We start from the raw sequence: 15788 nt of genomic DNA, 5'->3' as shown, positions 1-15788 counted from the left end.
AACCCTGTGTTGCCTCAATGCGCTGTGGTGTGACCCGGGCGTGAACTTCACATCACAGTGCGACCCGCGCCATGTGACGTGTCGGAAGTGCAGCCGTAAATCAACAGGGTTGCACCCGGTACGGTGAATGAAAAGCCTTGTGGCAAAGTAATTCTCATCGCCAAGTGGCGCGGGGATGCTTCTACCTCCGGTCGAATTGGAAGTTGGCTCAGACGATTTGGGTGCCAAGGACGGTGCGTTGCTGCGCTTGTGACGCTGGCGGTGCCGGGATTTACCAGCAGCGGTCATACCTCGGGGGTTCGGTGCGCCCACGGTTTGGCGGCTTCGAGTTGGCCGGCCACCTGCAGCAAGACATCCTCGCGTCCATAGGCCGCCACGAGCTGCACGCCGACTGGTAGCCCAGCGTCGGTCCACTCGACCGGCACGTTGATCGCTGGCTGACCGCTCATGTTGAACGGCGGGGTGAAGGGGCAGAACTGTCCGGCCCGGTCAATAGCGTCCATCGGACGGTCCGGGTTGTTGGTGATCGTTCCCAGCGGCAGCGGAAGCTCGGCCACGGTAGGCGTGAGCAAAAGATCCCAGCCCTCGGCCCACCAGGCCTGCACCGAACGGCGGAACTGGGCGGTGGCCGACAGTGCGAGCGCGTAGTCGATCGAGCTGAATCGGGCTGCGAATTCAGCCTGGACGCGGTTCATGGGTTCGAATTCGTCCTCGGCGAGGGGTCGTCCGAGTTGCTCTTCGAACCGCCGGAGGCTGACGCCCATGTTCGTGCTCCACAGAGCAGCGAAACGTGAACTGAGCGTGGTGTCTTCCAGCGCTGTAGGCCATGCTTGCTCGACCACGTGGCCAAGGGACTCAAGCAATGCGGCGACCGACCGCGCGGCGGCCGTGCACTCGGGTGCGACCGCTCCGCCTTGCGGGTGGTGGTCGAGCAGGCCGATGCGCAACCGGCCTGGCTCGGCGCCGACCTCGTCGATATAGGGTCGTGTCGGCGGCGGCGCTATCACCGTGTCGCCGATGCCGGGTCCTCGAACAGCGTCGAGCAGGGCCGCGGTGTCGCGCACTGTGCGGCTGACACAATTTTCGACGCCCAGCGCAGTTTCGTCGCGGATCGGGCCCAGCGTTGTTCGGCCCTGGCTTGGCTTCAGACCGACCAGTCCACAACACGATGCGGGAATGCGAATGGACCCGCCGCCGTCGCTGGCGTGCGCGAACGGCACCATGCCACTGGCCACCGCGGCGGCCGCGCCGCCGCTGGATCCGCCGGGTGACCGACTGGTGTCCCAGGGGTTGCGGGTGGGGCCCCATGCGACCGGCTCGGTGGTCGGCACGCTGCCGAGCTCGGGGGTGTTGGTCCGGCCGGCGATCACTAAGCCCGCCGCGCGGTAACGGCTCACCAACGTGGTGTCCGCATCGGAGATCACGTTCTCGTTCTTGAACGCGAGGTTGCCGTTGCTGATGCGCTGACCGGCGTACCCGGCGAACAAGTCTTTGATGAGGAACGGCACGCCGCGAAACGGCCCCTCCGGAAGATCACCGCGGGCGACGTCGCGGGCGTGATCGAACCAGCGGATCACGACCGCGTTGAGCTTGGAATCGATGCGCTCAATGCGTTCGATCGCCGCTTCGAGCAGCTCGAGCGGTCTCACCTCGCCCTTCTTGACGAGGGCGGCTTGGTCGACCGCATCCATCCACCGGGTGTCATCGGCAAGTGAACTCACGCGGCCTGTTTAGCACGAGTTGGCAGGCATCATCGACACTCGAACCGTTGCTTCCGGTTGATGGCCACCGCCCACGGTGGTCAGGTCGTCAGATCGAGCGCCACCGAAATGCTGGGGGGTGTGATCAATCCCCCAGGGGTATGACGCCGGTCGATCCCGGTGAACATCTCTTGCGCGACTTCGGTGCCAGTTCAGGTGGTCGGTCATCGCGCGCAATTCGGAAGTGGCCAAGGTTATTTCCGCGCTGGAGGGGTCCGGCGTGATGACGATCATCGGGGTAGCAGGCGTGGGCAAGGCCCGCCATGGCGCTGCAGGCGGCCCGCTCGGGCCAACGTCGGCCCGAGCGGGCCGTGTCGTCTTGGCCTCACACCTTGATCACGGATAGGGCGGGGCACGCCAGCGCAATCTGGTCGAAGTCATCATCTTGTGTGACGACTGGAAGTTGGTGCTCGATCGCGGTTGCTGCAATGAGAGTGTCGGTGAGCTTCACCGCCCGTTGCAGGCCGGCGTCTCGGCAGTCCACGATGAGCCTGGCCCACGAAACCATCACCGCTTCACTGATTGGGATGGGATCGGCCGCACGTGCCAATGCAAGGGTGTCAGCGCGTCGTGAGCGGGTAATCGGATCACGCGCACTGAGCACACCCAGTTGCAGTTCGCCGATCGTGATGACAGAAAGTGCCACGCGTTTAGGTAGTTTGGCGATGGCTCTGCCGCTTTCACGCGCGATGAAAATCGAGGTGTCCAGGAGACCTACTTCGGCCTGAACCTCGGTCACAGGTTGTCGAGGGTTTGACCGACAAGGTCATCGAGTTCCTCGGCTAGCTGCGTGTCAGCCGCACGCTCAGCAAGCTCAGTGCGCAGAAAGTCCCCCGACAGCCAACGGACCCGGCGCCGATGCGGGACGATGTCGGCGACCGGTTCGCCGTGCACCGTGAGCGTTACCTGCTGGCCGGCCTTGACGGCGTCGATCACCTGACTGGTGCGATTCCGCAGATCCCGCACACCGACTTCCATGTGCGACAGCGTAGCACCGGCTGCTGGCCCCCACGACGCGTCTGGCATGGATCACTTGCCCAAATTCCTCGCGATCGGTGCGCAAATTGACCTTAAATTGACCCGCCGCCCATGCGGTTTGCGCTGGCCGTCCTGCTACCAAACTTCGCCGTCGCGCCAATCGCACATCAAGCCTGCGGAGGTATCCAGACGGATGCCGATCGGCAACACGAATACCGTTCCGTCGGCCTCGGGTGTGCGGGTCGGCCCGGTCGGTGCCAGCACCGAAGTCGGGCCGCGCCATGGCAGCCAACCGCGCAATGCGAACATGTGGCGGGCGCGGTCGGAGGCCTTGATCGCGCCGACCTGGTAGGCACCCCGCATCACCTGCTCGGCCGCGTCCAGCAGGGCGATCGCCAATCCCTGACCGCGCCAATCCTCGCGCACCGCCACGGCTTCGACGTAGCCACAGCGCAGCGCGGCGCCGCGGTAGATCAGCCGACGTTGCACGACGGCGGCATGCGCGATGATCGCGCCGCGATGCCAGACCAGGGCATGCATCCCGCCCAGCGCATGCTCCCAGTCGGTGTCGCTGAATTCACCGCCGAACGCCGCGCTGACCATGTCGCGGGCGCTGCGATACGTCTCGGTGTCGAGGTCGGCCGTATGGACCAGGCGGGCGGTGTGTACCTGGGTGCGCACACTGCCCGGTTTACCAGGTTGACGCGCCGACGGCAGCGGAAGTCAGTTCAGGACCGCGTGGCGAGCGCGGCCGCGACCAATGCAGCCGCACGTACTGCCCTGGGCGGATCTGGGCAACCTTGTCGATGTCGTCCGCGGCGACCACCCCGGCCACCGGATAGCCGCCGGTGACCGGATGGTCGGGCCCGAGGATGACCGGTAAGCCATTGGGCGGCACCTGGATTGCGCCGCGGGTGACGCCTTCGCTGGGCAGCTGACGATCCGGCCAGCGGTGCCGCAGGGGGCGTCCCTCCAACCGCATTCCGACTCGGTCGCTGCGGTCGGAAGCCATCCAGATCGTGCGGACCAGGGCGTCGGGGTCGAACAGCCAGTCATCGCGCGGCCCGGGCACCACCAGAAGTTCGACCAGATGCTGCTGGATCGCCGCGACCGGGGCCTGCTCGAGTGCGGGGTAGTCGTCGGTGTGTCCGCCGATGGGCAGCACGTCTCCAGGCCGCAGCGGCGACGGTCCGATACCGGACATCACGTCGTAGCTGCGTGACCCCAGCACCGGTGTCACGTCCAGCCCACCGCGGACCGCCAGATACGTGCGCACCCCGGAATTCGGGATACCCATCGAGATAACTTCCCCGTCACGGACATGCTGAATACTGTTGGTGCCGAAAGCAATTCCGTTAACAGCCGGGGTGGTGTCAGCTCCGGTCACCGCGATGTCGACGCCACCGCCGCAGACACGCGCAGCGAATCCACCGAAGGTGACCTCTATGGTGGCCCGGTCGTCGGGGTTTGCCACCAGGCGGTTGGCCAGCCTGTGCGCGCGGCGGTCGGCGGCCCCGGAACGGGTGACACCGAGGTGAGCCAGACCGACCCGCCCGAGATCTTGGACGAGGGCCAGCGGTCCGGTGCGCAAAATTTCCAGGGTGGTCACGGCTGCTCTCCTATGCGGCTCGGAACTGGACCCACATGCCCGGTGTCAATAGCGCCGGGTTGGGGCGGTCGATATCCCACAGCACCGCGTCGGTGTGGCCGATCAGCTGCCATCCGCCCGGTGCTCGGCGGGGGTAAATGCCGCTGAATTCGCCGGCCAGGCCCACCGATCCGGCGGGCACCGAGGTCCGCGGCTCCGACCGTCGGGGCACGTTGAGCCGCGGATCGCCGCCGACCAGGTAGGCAAACCCCGGCATGAAGCCGGCGAAACCCACCAGCCAGGGTGTCGCGGTGTGTGCGTTGATGACCTGGGCGGTGGTGAGCCCGGTGCGCTCGGCAACCTCGGCGAGGTCGACGCCGTCGTAGACGACATCTATCACCGTGTCGATACGACCATCGGGCGGGGCGGTCTCGATCGCGCGGGCATTGATCTGCAATCTGCGCAGCCGGTGGCGAGTGACCCCCTGGTAGCGATGTCCGTCGAGCTTGACCAACACCGTGCGGGCCGCCGGAACGATGTCGAGCACACCGGGCAGCGCGGCTTGGCGCAGCGCGGCCGTGGCCGCTAGGACCTCGGCGCTGCTGTCGAACTGCCACAGCAGCGCTTGGTCGCCGTAGTCGAGTACGGTGTCGGCCACGATCAGGTCTGTTACCACGCTCATTACTCGACGGTAACCCCAGGTTGGACGCCCGACGAGAAATTTTCGAGCACTGCCAGAGGTGCCTTACCGAACACTCAGACGACCGCTCGGCGGCTCCGCGGAAAGCGCTAAGCGGCCACGATTTTGGCGATCAGCGGGGGCAACTGGTCGGCCACCAGAGGGTAGCTGAGCGGCGAGGCGAAGGCGATCGCACCGGCCTGATCCTTGGTGGTGAAGACGCTGCGCGCACGCTGGGCCGCTATATCACCGTTGGCCAGCAGCGCCTGCTGGTCGTCCGGGCTCTCGGTGGTCCAGATCAGCACGTCGGCGGATTCGAGGACGGACCTGACCCGGTCGGGCGGAATGAACGCGCGCTGCTGATCGACCGCGAACGGCGTGACGCTGTCGGCGACGACAAGACCCATCAGGGTCAAAAACTCGGTTCGCCAGCCGGGCAGCATCGCCACCGGGCTGTCCTGGTGGAGCGTGCCTTGCAGCAAGAGCACCTTCTTGCCGCGGAATTGCGGGTTCTGTTCGGCGACGCCGCGGAACTTGGCGTCGACCCCGTCGATCAACGCCCTCATCTGCTCGGCTTGAAACACCGCTTGGCCAATCGCAGCGGCCTGCTCCTTCCACGGCTCAAAGAATGCGTCGCCGTCGGATTGCGGGACCGTGGGCGCGATCACCGAGAGCTTCTGGTAGGTGTCGGCGTCCACGCCAGCGTTGGCCGCCACGATCAAGTCGGGTTTCAGGCCGGCAATGCGGTCAAGCTGTATTCCGTTGTCCAGGTTCAACACAACCGGCTGGGCGCCGCCGAGCTTGGACTGGGCCCAGGGCCACACCGCGAATGGTTGGTCGCCAAACCAGTTGGTCACCGCGATCGGCACCACGCCCACCGCGAGTAGGTCGTCTTGCTCGGTATATCCGGCGCTGACCACCCGTTTGGGCGGGGCCGGGATGGTGGTCTTCCCGAAGACGTGGCTGATCGTGACGGGCTTACTCCCGGCTCCCGGGGCGGATTGGCGCGACGAACAGGCCGCTGCGCCGCCGGCCGCCAGCAGACCCGCGGCACCGAGGAATGCGCGCCGACTCATTTGGGTTGCCATCGCTACCTCAGCGGCATGCCGGCTTCGAGGAAGTCCATGACTCGGAAGGCCAGTTCGGGCGTGACCGGGCCACGATCGGAAGCGGCCATCATCGCACCGGTCGCAGCGCCAGCCAGGACGCGGATGTCGAAATCGCTTGGGTCGCGGCCGATTCGGCGGCTGACCGCTTCGGCGATGACGGTGACGGTGCGCAAATACTCGTCGTAGAGCGCGGCCTTGAGTTCAGGTAGCGAGAAGATGAGCCGCTGGCGCCTGGTTTCGAATTCCCGTTGCTCCGCGGACATGTTGGCCATGACCGCCCGGTAAGCGCCACGAAAAGCCTGGATGGGCGAAAGCTCGGGCGGCTGTTGGGCGAAGGCTTCCAGAATCAGCGGATCGAGGTCGTCGGCGAGGAGCACGGATTCCTTCGACGGGAAATACCGGAAGAAGGTGCTAGGCGACACCTCGGCGGCCTCGGCGATCTGCTCGACAGTCGTGGCGGCGTAGCCGTTTTCCTCGATCAGCCGGATTGCCTCCCGCCTGATCGCTTGGCGAGTCTTGAGCTTCTTGCGTTCCCGCAGACCCAGAGCCTGCCCAGTCGCCTGCATTCCGCAATTGTCGCGCATGGCAGGTTCAGCGGCGCCACTGCGCGCCGGTGTATCCGTCCCACGGGCTGTAGTCGGCGATCAGGTCCTCCTGCGGGGGACGCTGATCAGGCGGCACATGCTGGAGGTTGATCCGAATCCGGTACCAGATCGAGCTGGGCCCGCGCATACCGTCGACCAGCACGTCAGCAGGCTGCAGCCGGTCGGCTGCCGCTGGATATCGCTGGCGCCAGGTGTCCAGCGCGGCCATCGCCTCGTCTTTGGTTTTGGTGCGGGCGATCTCGATGAGGGGCATGGTCGGCACGCGGCGTCCGTCCGCGCTGCGGCGGGCTGGTTTCGGCGGCTTCTCGGCAGGCCCCAACTTCTCGGCCAGGGCAAGCAGCGCATCGAGCCCGCCGGCCGCGTCGTCCATGCCCGCCCACGGGTCGCCGATGTCGGCGACCCGCTTCGGCACCGTCGTCATCGTGAACGCGTCGGGGCGACAGCCGGCCACCTCATCCCAGCGCAGCGGCGTCGACACCCGGGCATCGGGGGTGGCGCGCACGGAATAGGCCGACGCGACAGTGCGGTCTTTGGCGTTCTGGTTGAAGTCGACAAACACGCCCTGGCGTTCTTCCTTCCACCAACGAGCGGTGGCCAGATCGGGCGCGCGCCGCTCCACCTCGCGGGCCACCGCTTGGGCGGCCAAGCGTACCTGGCGAAACGACCAGCGCGGCGCGATGCGCGCATAGATGTGGAAGCCCCGCGATCCCGAGGTCTTCGGCCAGGCTGTCAACCCGTGCTCGTGGAGCACGTCGCGGGCGACCGCTGCGACATCGAGGATCTGCGGCCACTCCACGCCCGGCATCGGGTCGAGGTCGACGCGCAGCTCGTCGGGGTGGTCGAGATCCTCGGCGAGCACCGGATGCGGGTTGAGGTCGATGCAGCCCAGATTGATCACCCACGCCAGCCCGGCGGCGTCGCGGATGACCGCTTCGTTGGCCGAGGTGCCCGACGCGTAGCGCAGTTCAGCGACGTCCACCCAATCCGGGCGTTTGGCCGGCGCGCGCTTCTGGAAGATCGCTTCGTGGTCGATTCCCTTGACGAATCGTTTGAGGATCATCGGACGCCCGGCCACCCCCCGCAATGCGCCCTCGGCCACGCTCAGGTAGTAGCGGATCAGATCGAGCTTGGTGTGCTCAAGCCCCGGAAACACCACCTTGTCCGGATGGGTCACGGTGACCCGGCGTCCGTTCACCTCCAGCGACACCGGCCCGGCCATGCCGCTCATGGTAATTTCCGCGCCTCATTGAGACCCCGGTCACATATTGTGGGCGTATGCCTAAGCTCGCTGACCTGCTGCCCTGGAATGCCGCGGCCAAGGCCAGGCAGTACGCCGATCGTGGCTTGGCCGAACTGCACTACCTCCGCAAAATCATCGAATCCGGAGCGTTGCGGCTAGAACCGCCACTGAACTACGCGGCGATGGCCGCCGACATCCGGCGCTGGGGCGAGCTCGGCATGTTGCCGTCCGTCAACGCCCGGCGCACGCCCAACCGGGCAGCGATCGTCGACGACGAGGGCACGCTGACCTACAAAGAACTCGACGAGGCGGCCAACGCGGTCGCTCACGGCCTGCTCGGCAAGGGCGTGCGCGGCGGCGACGGGGTCGCGATCCTGGCCCGCAATCATCGATGGTTTTCCATTGCGGAGTACGGGTGCGCGCGGGTCGGGGCCCGCATCATCTTGCTCAACAGCTCGTTCTCCGGCCCGCAGATCAAGGAGGTAACCGAGCGCGAAGGCGCCAAACTGCTCATCTACGACGACGAATACACCAACGATGTCAGCAAAGTTGACCCTCCGCTCGGCAAGCTGCGGGCACTGGGCAGCAACCCCGACTCCAATGAACCCTCGGTCAGCACCGACGAAACGTTGGCCGAGCTGATCGCGCGCAGCAGCAAGGAGCAGGCGCCCAAGGCCACCAAGCACTCGTCGATCATCATCTTGACCAGCGGCACCACCGGCACCCCGAAGGGGGCCACCCGCAGCCCACCCTGGCGCCAATCGGCGGCATCTTGTCGCACGTGCCGTTCAAGGCCGGTGAGGTGACGTCGCTGCCGGCACCGATGTTTCACGCCCTGGGCTTTTTGCACGCCACCATCGGGATGTTCCTGGGCTCGACGTTGATCCTGCACCGCAAGTTCAAGCCCGCCGTGGTGCTCGAGGACATCGAAAAGCACAAGGTGACCGCCGTCGTCGTCGTTCCGGTGATGCTCTCGAGGATGCTCGACGCACTGGAAAAGCTGGAGAGCAGGCCCGACCTGGCGAGTTTGCGGATCGTGTTCGTCTCCGGCTCAGCGCTGGGCGCCGACCTGGCCGAGCGCGCGCTCAAGGAACTCGGCCCCGTCGTCTACAACATGTACGGCTCGACCGAGGTCGCGTTCGCCACGATCGCCGAGCCCAAGCATCTGCAGTTCAATTCGTCAACCGCCGGACCGGTCGTCAAAGGGGTCAAGGTCAAGATCTTCGACGACAACGGCAACGAGCTGCCGCGCGGCGAGGTCGGGCGGATCTTCGTGGGAACCAGCTTCCCGTTCGAGGGCTACACCGGCGGCGGCGGCAAGCAGATCATCGACGGCCTGCTGTCTTCCGGCGACGTGGGCTACTTCGACGAGCACGGCCTGCTGTACATCAGCGGTCGCGACGACGAAATGATCGTCTCCGGCGGTGAAAACGTCTTCCCGGCCGAAGTCGAGGACCTGATCAGCAGCCACCCTGACGTCGCGGAGGCCACCGCGATCGGGGTCGACGATAAGGAGTGGGGCCAGCGGCTCCGTGCCTTCGTGGTCAAGAAGCAAGGCTCCGACATCGACGAGGACACCATCAAGCGCTACGTGCGTGATCATCTGGCCAAGTACAAGGTGCCGCGGGAAGTGATCTTCCTCGACGAGTTGCCGCGCAACCCCACCGGCAAGATCCTCAAGCGTGAGCTGCGTGAGATGCAGGTCTGATCCGCGCCCGGTCTAGGGATCGCGGGGGAGGCCGAGCAGCCGCTCGGCGATGATGTTGAGCTGCACCTCCGATGTGCCGCCGTAAATCGTGGTGGCCCGGCTGGCCAGCAGGTATTGGCCCCACTTGCCGGCCAGCTCCTCGGGGTCGCCGATCGCGGCATCGGTGCCGAAAGTCGACACGGCGAACTCGGCATAACCCTGAGCGGTGCGCATCGACAACAGTTTGGAGATCGCGGCCGAGGGCATCGCATCCCCGCCGGCCAGCGTCAATAGCGTCGAGCGCATGTTGAGCACCTTGGCGGCATGCCCCTCGGCGATCAGCTGCCCGCCGCGGTTCTGCGCGACCTGGTCGAACTGGCCGTCGCGGAGGAAGCCGACGAACTCGTCAAGGTTGGCCAAAAACGGTGCCTCGCTGCTGCCGATCGACACCCGCTCGGCGGTCAACGTGTTGCGGCTGACCTCCCACCCCCTATTGACCTCACCGAGTACGCAGTCGTCGGGCACGAAGACGTCATCGATGAAGACGGTGTTGAACATTGCGCCACCGGTCAGCTCACGCAGCGGGTTTACCTGCACCCCTTCACTTTTCATGTCCAGCAGGAAGTAGGTGATCCCGTTGTGTTTCGGCGCGCTGGGGTCTGTCCTGGCCAGCAGCGCCCCCCAGTCGGAGAACTGCGCGGCGGTGGTCCAGATCTTCTGCCCGGTGATGCGCCAGCCGCCCTCGGTACGCGTCGCCTTGGTGGCCAGCCCGGCCAGATCAGACCCGGCACCCGGTTCGGAAAACAGTTGGCACCACGTCATTTCGCCTCGGAAGGTTGGCGGAATGAACCGCTGTTTTTGCTCCTCGGTGCCAAATGCCACGATCGACGGGACGATCCACGACGCGATCCCGATCTGCGGGCGCTTGACCCGCCCGGCGCTGAACTCCTGCTCGATGATGATCTGCTCGACCGGGGCGGCGGCGCGGCCCCACGGCCTGGGCAGATACGGCAACACCCACCCGCCCTCGGCGATCGCCGCCTTGCGTTCTTCGCGCGGCATCGCCTTGAGCGCGGCGACCTCGGCGCGGATCTCGGTGCGCAGCTTCTCGGTCTGCGGATCCAGGTCGATGTTGAGCTTGCGCATCCCGGTGCTGGTCGCGGTGTCGACCACCCGCTGCGGGTAATCCGTGCGACGACCGAAGGACGCGGCCAGTATCAGCGCCCGCCGGTAGTAGACGTTCGTGTCGTGTTCCCAGGTGAAGCCGATGCCGCCGTGCACCTGGATGCAGTCCTGCGTGCAGCGCTGCGCGGCTGCCGGGGCCAGGGTCGCGGCCACCGCTGCGGCGAATTCGACCGCGGAACTCGCAGTGTCCCAGTTATTTTCGCGTGCCTCATCGATCGCGCGGGCAGCGTCCCACACCGCGGCGGTGGCCCGCTCGGTATCGGCGATCATCTCGGCGCACTTGTGCTTGACGGCCTGGAATTGGCCGATCGGCCGACCGAATTGTTCGCGGATCTTGGCGTATTGCGACGCGGTGTCGGTGGCCCACCGCGCCACCCCGATGGCCTCCGCGGACAGCAGCGTCGAAATCAATGCATACGCAGCGGTCATGCTCAGGTTGCTCAGCAGCGCGTCGTCGCCGACCTCGACCGCATTGGCGCGCACGTGGGCGGTCGGGCGCAGCGGGTCGATGCTCTTGACCGGGACGATCTCCAGCTGCTCGGCGTGCAGGACGATCCACTCTTCGCCGCTGTCGATCGCCACCGGCAGCACCAGCACAGCGGCTTCGGCTGCGGCGGGGACGGCGCGCACCTCCCCGCGAATCACCAGCCGGTCGCCGTGCCGGGTAGCCGTGAGCCCAGGGCCCAGCGCGTATGCGGCGATCGCCGCGCCGGAGCTCAGCTCGGCGAGCACCGTGGCCTGCGGGTCATGCGCGGAGATCAACGCGCTGGCGATCGCCGAGGGCACGAACGGGCCGGGCACCGCCCCGTAGCCGAATTCAGCCAGCACGATCGCCAACTCCAGGATCCCAAAACCCTGACCGCCCACCGATTCCGGCAGGTGGACACCCTGCAGCCCCTGCTCGGCGGCGGCCCGCCAGTACGGCGGGGGATTGTCGATCGGGGTCTCCATGGCGGCATGCAGCACTTCCGACGGCGCCACCCGTGCGACTAGGGAGCGCACGGAGTCGGCCAGGTCTTGATGCTCAGGACTGATCGCGATCGGCATTGTTCGCCTTCCCTCGGTGACCTCCCCTCAATCTAATAACCGGTCGGTTGGTTCACCACGGGGGCCGCCGGCTTCAGGGGGTACCTGCGCCGGCGAGGTCAGCGCCACCGCTTGGCGATCCACTTGGCGATGGTGTCGGCCTGCTCGCTGCGCGCCCCGGGAGTGGTGAAGTAGTGGTCGGTGTCGATCGAGACCTGGGTCTTGTCGGTGCTGCCCAGCCCGTCGTAGATGCGTTGGGCGTCCGAGGGGAACACACCGGTGTCGGCCTCAGCGTTGATCACCAGCGCCGGGCAGGTGATGCGTGCCAGGTGCGGCTGGGCCCGGGTCTGCGCGGTTCGCAGGCTCCACATGCCAAGCCAGTTGCGCAGGGTGCACTCCGCCGCGATCCCATGCGCGGAGCGGTTGGCCTTGACCGGGACACCGGCATAGCACATGTTCGGCTGACGCTTGGTGGGCTCGATGGTCGGATCGACCATGCGCGGATCGGCCCAGGTCCGCATCACCGTGAACGGCCGATCGGAAAATCCTGCCGCGCGAATCCTTTTCAGCTCCTTTTCGGCCCAGTCGGTGATGGCATGGTTGCGGGCTACCTGCGCCGCCCGGTAGCGACTGAGGAATTCCGGCGAGTATGGCGGGCCGTTGCGGTCGTTGAACAGATCCAGTTCGGGATCGGTGGCAACCGGGTCGTTCTCGTCGACGACGGCCGCGTCCATCCACGCCGTCAGCACATCGGGGCGCCCGGGATGCGCGGCGCTGGCAACATAGCCGTCGGCGGGAAGCAGGTCGTTGAGCCCGGCCGCAGCCCGCATACCCGGCAACGGGGTCACGTTCGGCTCCACCACCTGCGACTGGTAGGCGGCCATCAGTGACCCGCCACCCGAATTACCCAGCAGCACAACGGTTTCTATGCCCTGTACCTCACGCAGCCAGCGCACACCCACACCGATGTCGACCAGTGCGTGGTCGAGCAGGAAACTGCTCTCAAAACCGCGAAACCGCGTGTTCCACCCCAGGAATCCGATGCCGCGGGTGGCCATGTAGTCGGCCAGATAGTGCTCGGAGAAGTCGATTTGGTAGTGCGTTGCGATCATGGCCACCTTCGGCTTGCGACCTACCCCGCGGTGATACAGCCCCTGGCATGGGTGCCCGCCGGCGCCAGCGCGCCGGGCGGTGGGGGAAGGCAGCCCGATGAACTCCCGGATTACCCCCGGCGTCCGCGCTGCTTGAGTCATCTCAGCCCACCTCCTTGCGATGGATGGCCCGATGGGAAGGCGGGAATCGCACAGACGTCGGTCCCGTGCTGCGCGGGCCTCGCGGTGGCGTCAACGAGCACGGACACTTAGCCGACAGCGTGGACACCGTGGACATTCCGCGCCTCCTCTCGTGGCGTTCCACGGATTATCGCGGCCTCGAGCAGGTTACGGCACCGAAATCCGGCGAAGCCGGTGGTAACTTGGGCCCACGGTCTTAGCAAGTCCGGCCTTGTGCCTCGGGAGCCGACGGGAGCCGCGATGATCAAGCCGCACAACACCAACACCGAATTCGAGTTGAGTGGGATCAACCATGTCGCGCTGGTGTGTTCGGACATGGCCCGCACGGTCGACTTCTACAGCAATATCCTGGGCATGCCGTTGATCAAATCGCTGGACCTGCCGGGCGGCCGGGGGCAGCACTTCTTCTTCGACGCCGGCAACGGCGACTGCGTGGCGTTCTTCTGGTTCGCCGACGCCCCGGATCGGGTGCCCGGCATCTCCTCGCCGGCGGCCATTCCGGGGATCGGGGATATCACCAGCGCGGTCAGCACCATGAACCACTTGGCATTTCATGTTCCGGCCGAGAAATTCGACGCCTACCGTCAGCGGCTCAAGGAGAAGGGGGTACGCGTCGGCCCGGTGCTCAACCACGACGAAAGCGAGATGCAGGTTTCGCCGACGGTGCACCCCGGAGTTTATGTGCGCTCGTTCTATTTCCAGGACCCCGACGGAATTACGCTTGAGTTCGCTTGTTGGACAAAGGAGTTCACCGAAAGCGATGCACAAGCGGTGCCGAAAACCGCGGCTGACCGGCGGGTTCCCGCCGCGCCGTAGCAACAGCTAGTTGCGGTACAGGCTGGGGTCGGCGAGCTCATTGAGCAGCGAGGCCAGGTGGTCGACGAGCTCTTCTTCGCTGAGGCCTATCTGGCCGGCCAGCCACGCGCTGAGGGTTTGACCGACCCCACCGACGACGAAATGCGCGGCGGCCCTAATGCGGTCGTTTTCCGGCATCCGCAACGCGCTGCCGACGTGTTGCCCAGACAACATCACGAACAGCGCGCTGGACTCGACACGTTTGCGCACCAGCACCCCGTTGGCCAGGTGCACGCTGAACAGCAACCGCCCGACCCGGGGATCACCGGCAATGGTCCGCACGATGTTAGCCATGCCCGCGCGGGTCTGTTCACGGGGTGGGACGGCCGCGACCGCCGCCTGGGTGGTGGTGGCCAGATCGGCGACTACCCAATCGAAGACCGCGCCGACGAACTCGTCTTTGTCGGCAAAGCTTTCGTAGAAGTAGCGGGCGGCCAGGCCGGCGCTACGGCAGATTCCGCGGACGGTCAATTCGTACGCATGGTCGGAACCCAGGAGATCCAGGCCAGCGGAGAGCAGCCGTCGCCGGCGTTGAGCGAGCCGAGCGGCGGCGTCCACGCCGCGGTATGGCCGCCGTTGCGTGGATTCGGCTAATCCGGGTCTGGCGGCCATGGGCACCATCTTGACATCGGGGCTCGGCGCGCGGCAATATCAGGAAACAAGCGTTCTCACATTTTGCGAGCAGGTGGGCAATGTCGGTCAGCGAATCCATCCAGCACGTCGAGCGCGCGATCGCCGACCCGCCCGTCGGGAGGCTGCCGCGTCGAAATGCGCGGCGCTCCGGTTTCGACGACGGCTTGATGGGAGTGGCGCTGCTGGCCGGGCCCGCCAACGTGGTCATGCAGTTGGCGCGTCCCGGTGTGGGGTACGGCGTGATGGAAAGCCGGGTCGAAAGCGGCCGGGTGGACCTGCATCCGATCAAACGTGCTCGTACCACGTTCACCTATCTTGCCGTGGCCACCGCCGGCACCGAGGCGCAGAAGGCGGCATTCCGCCGCGCGGTCAACCGCGCGCACGCCCAGGTGTACTCGACACCCGAGAGTCCGGTCCCCTACAACGCGTTTGACCCCGAGTTGCAACTTTGGGTGGGGGCATGCCTGTACAAGGGCGCCGTTGACGTGCACCGCATCTTTGTTGGCGAGATGGACGACGAGGAGGCCGAGCGCCACTATCGCGAGGGGATGGCGTTGGGCACCACATTGCAGGTGCCACCGGAGATGTGGCCGCCGGACCGTGAGGCCTTTGACAAGTACTGGCGGGAGTCCCTCGACAAGGTGCACATCGATGATGCTGTGCGGGATTATCTGTATCCGATTGCGGCGGGACGGATGCCCGGCGTGACCTTGCCCGGTCCGCTGCAGCGCTGGTCGGACAGTTTGGCGCTGTTGATTACGACCGGCTTTCTGCCGCAACGGTTCCGCGATGAGATGCGGTTGCCCTGGGATGCCGCCAAGCAGCGGCGTTTCGATCGGCTGATGGCCGTGCTGCGCACGGTAAACCGCCTCATGCCCCGCTTTGTGCGGCAGTTCCCGTTCAACGTGTTGCTGTGGGACCTGGACCGGCGGATCAAGATGGGTCGCCCGCTGGTCTGATGCGGTGAGTAGTCGCCCGGACCGTTGGCTGGCGGGCATTGTCGTTGGCGCCGGCGAGCTCGCGGCGAACGCGTCCTCGATCACCGAGCCGGGGGACGGACCCCGCTCGCGGCCGGCGCCTGGCCCGCGCGGTTCGTCGGCGATTGACACAGTTGGTGACGCGCATCGGCATCACACGCCGGCCGGGATCGG

General features: G+C 66.2%; 13 protein-coding genes and 2 pseudogenes. 3 read left to right on the top strand and 12 right to left on the bottom strand.

Annotated features, from left to right (window positions below; genetic code table 11):
* Window positions 1-284: 284 nt before the first annotated feature.
* The 9 genes and pseudogenes from MHEC_RS22485 to MHEC_RS22445 all read right to left on the bottom strand — a co-directional run bounded on the left by MHEC_RS22485 (window position 285) and on the right by MHEC_RS22445 (window position 7947).
* Complete coding sequence (locus MHEC_RS22485; RefSeq protein ID WP_048890511.1) at window positions 285-1721, bottom strand: amidase; 1437 nt, start codon at window positions 1719-1721, stop codon at window positions 285-287.
* A gap of 454 nt (window positions 1722-2175) precedes the next feature.
* Window positions 2176-2499 (bottom strand): annotated as a pseudogene (locus tag MHEC_RS22480) (PIN domain-containing protein); the annotation flags it as partial.
* Complete coding sequence (locus MHEC_RS22475; RefSeq protein WP_048890513.1) at window positions 2496-2738, bottom strand: type II toxin-antitoxin system Phd/YefM family antitoxin; 243 nt, start codon at window positions 2736-2738, stop codon at window positions 2496-2498. The pseudogene MHEC_RS22480 and the gene MHEC_RS22475, both read right to left, overlap by 4 nt.
* Before the next feature lie 135 nt (window positions 2739-2873).
* Window positions 2874-3419, bottom strand: a complete 546-nt coding sequence (locus MHEC_RS22470) for a GNAT family N-acetyltransferase (protein ID WP_048890514.1) — start codon at window positions 3417-3419, stop codon at window positions 2874-2876.
* Window positions 3420-3429: 10 nt separating this feature from the next.
* Window positions 3430-4347 carry a 5-oxoprolinase/urea amidolyase family protein gene (locus tag MHEC_RS22465; protein ID WP_048890515.1) on the bottom strand — a complete coding sequence of 306 codons (918 nt, stop codon included), beginning with the start codon at window positions 4345-4347 and terminating at the stop codon, window positions 3430-3432.
* 10 nt (window positions 4348-4357) lie between these two features.
* Window positions 4358-5008: a 5-oxoprolinase subunit B family protein gene (locus tag MHEC_RS22460; protein ID WP_048890516.1), complete on the bottom strand. Its 651-nt coding sequence runs from the start codon at window positions 5006-5008 to the stop codon at window positions 4358-4360.
* Between the two features lie 107 nt (window positions 5009-5115).
* Window positions 5116-6093 (bottom strand): ABC transporter substrate-binding protein, encoded by a 978-nt coding sequence (locus MHEC_RS22455; RefSeq protein ID WP_048890517.1) that lies wholly within the window; start codon window positions 6091-6093, stop codon window positions 5116-5118.
* A gap of 2 nt (window positions 6094-6095) precedes the next feature.
* Window positions 6096-6680, bottom strand: a complete 585-nt coding sequence (locus MHEC_RS22450) for an acyl-CoA-like ligand-binding transcription factor (RefSeq protein WP_048890570.1) — start codon at window positions 6678-6680, stop codon at window positions 6096-6098.
* Between the two features lie 25 nt (window positions 6681-6705).
* Window positions 6706-7947, bottom strand: a complete 1242-nt coding sequence (locus MHEC_RS22445) for a DNA polymerase domain-containing protein (protein ID WP_048890518.1) — start codon at window positions 7945-7947, stop codon at window positions 6706-6708.
* A 47-nt stretch (window positions 7948-7994) separates the two neighbouring features.
* On the opposite strand from MHEC_RS22445, the pseudogene fadD2 reads away from it, so the two are divergent.
* Window positions 7995-9667: pseudogene (fadD2, locus tag MHEC_RS22440) on the top strand (long-chain-fatty-acid--CoA ligase FadD2).
* A gap of 12 nt (window positions 9668-9679) precedes the next feature.
* On the opposite strand, the gene MHEC_RS22435 reads toward fadD2, so the two are convergent.
* Window positions 9680-11878, bottom strand: coding sequence for an acyl-CoA dehydrogenase (locus tag MHEC_RS22435; RefSeq protein ID WP_048890520.1), 2199 nt, complete (start codon window positions 11876-11878; stop codon window positions 9680-9682).
* A 98-nt stretch (window positions 11879-11976) separates the two neighbouring features.
* On the bottom strand, window positions 11977-13110 hold the full coding sequence (locus MHEC_RS22430; protein ID WP_048890521.1) for an alpha/beta hydrolase: 1134 nt from the start codon (window positions 13108-13110) through the stop codon (window positions 11977-11979).
* A 279-nt stretch (window positions 13111-13389) separates the two neighbouring features.
* Between MHEC_RS22430 and MHEC_RS22425 the strand changes: the two genes are divergently transcribed.
* Complete coding sequence (locus MHEC_RS22425) at window positions 13390-13965, top strand: VOC family protein (RefSeq protein ID WP_048890522.1); 576 nt, start codon at window positions 13390-13392, stop codon at window positions 13963-13965.
* 6 nt (window positions 13966-13971) lie between these two features.
* Here MHEC_RS22425 and MHEC_RS22420 read toward each other — a convergent pair whose 3' ends face one another.
* Window positions 13972-14616, bottom strand: coding sequence for a TetR/AcrR family transcriptional regulator (locus tag MHEC_RS22420; RefSeq protein ID WP_048890571.1), 645 nt, complete (start codon window positions 14614-14616; stop codon window positions 13972-13974).
* Between the two features lie 80 nt (window positions 14617-14696).
* Between MHEC_RS22420 and MHEC_RS22415 the strand changes: the two genes are divergently transcribed.
* The gene (locus MHEC_RS22415; RefSeq protein WP_048890523.1) at window positions 14697-15596 is read left to right on the top strand and encodes an oxygenase MpaB family protein; all 900 of its coding nucleotides are present in this window, start codon (window positions 14697-14699) and stop codon (window positions 15594-15596) included.
* The last annotated feature ends 192 nt before the right edge of the window (window positions 15597-15788 follow it).

The organism is Mycobacterium heckeshornense (assembly GCF_016592155.1).
GTDB classification, from domain to species: Bacteria; Actinomycetota; Actinomycetes; order Mycobacteriales; family Mycobacteriaceae; genus Mycobacterium; species Mycobacterium heckeshornense.
Note: the sequence above shows the minus strand (reverse complement) of the source record. Positions and strands in the feature narration are given on the sequence as shown.

Coding starts and splice junctions, on each gene's coding strand:
- MHEC_RS22475 (WP_048890513.1), bottom strand. CDS start 2,738: ATGGAAGTCGGTGTGCGGGATCTGCGGAATCGCACCAGTCAGGTGATC.
- MHEC_RS22460 (WP_048890516.1), bottom strand. CDS start 5,008: ATGAGCGTGGTAACAGACCTGATCGTGGCCGACACCGTACTCGACTAC.
- MHEC_RS22455 (WP_048890517.1), bottom strand. CDS start 6,093: ATGGCAACCCAAATGAGTCGGCGCGCATTCCTCGGTGCCGCGGGTCTG.
- MHEC_RS22450 (WP_048890570.1), bottom strand. CDS start 6,680: ATGCAGGCGACTGGGCAGGCTCTGGGTCTGCGGGAACGCAAGAAGCTC.
- MHEC_RS22445 (WP_048890518.1), bottom strand. CDS start 7,947: ATGAGCGGCATGGCCGGGCCGGTGTCGCTGGAGGTGAACGGACGCCGG.
- MHEC_RS22435 (WP_048890520.1), bottom strand. CDS start 11,878: ATGCCGATCGCGATCAGTCCTGAGCATCAAGACCTGGCCGACTCCGTG.
- MHEC_RS22430 (WP_048890521.1), bottom strand. CDS start 13,110: ATGACTCAAGCAGCGCGGACGCCGGGGGTAATCCGGGAGTTCATCGGG.
- MHEC_RS22425 (WP_048890522.1), top strand. CDS start 13,390: ATGATCAAGCCGCACAACACCAACACCGAATTCGAGTTGAGTGGGATC.
- MHEC_RS22420 (WP_048890571.1), bottom strand. CDS start 14,616: ATGGCCGCCAGACCCGGATTAGCCGAATCCACGCAACGGCGGCCATAC.
- MHEC_RS22415 (WP_048890523.1), top strand. CDS start 14,697: ATGTCGGTCAGCGAATCCATCCAGCACGTCGAGCGCGCGATCGCCGAC.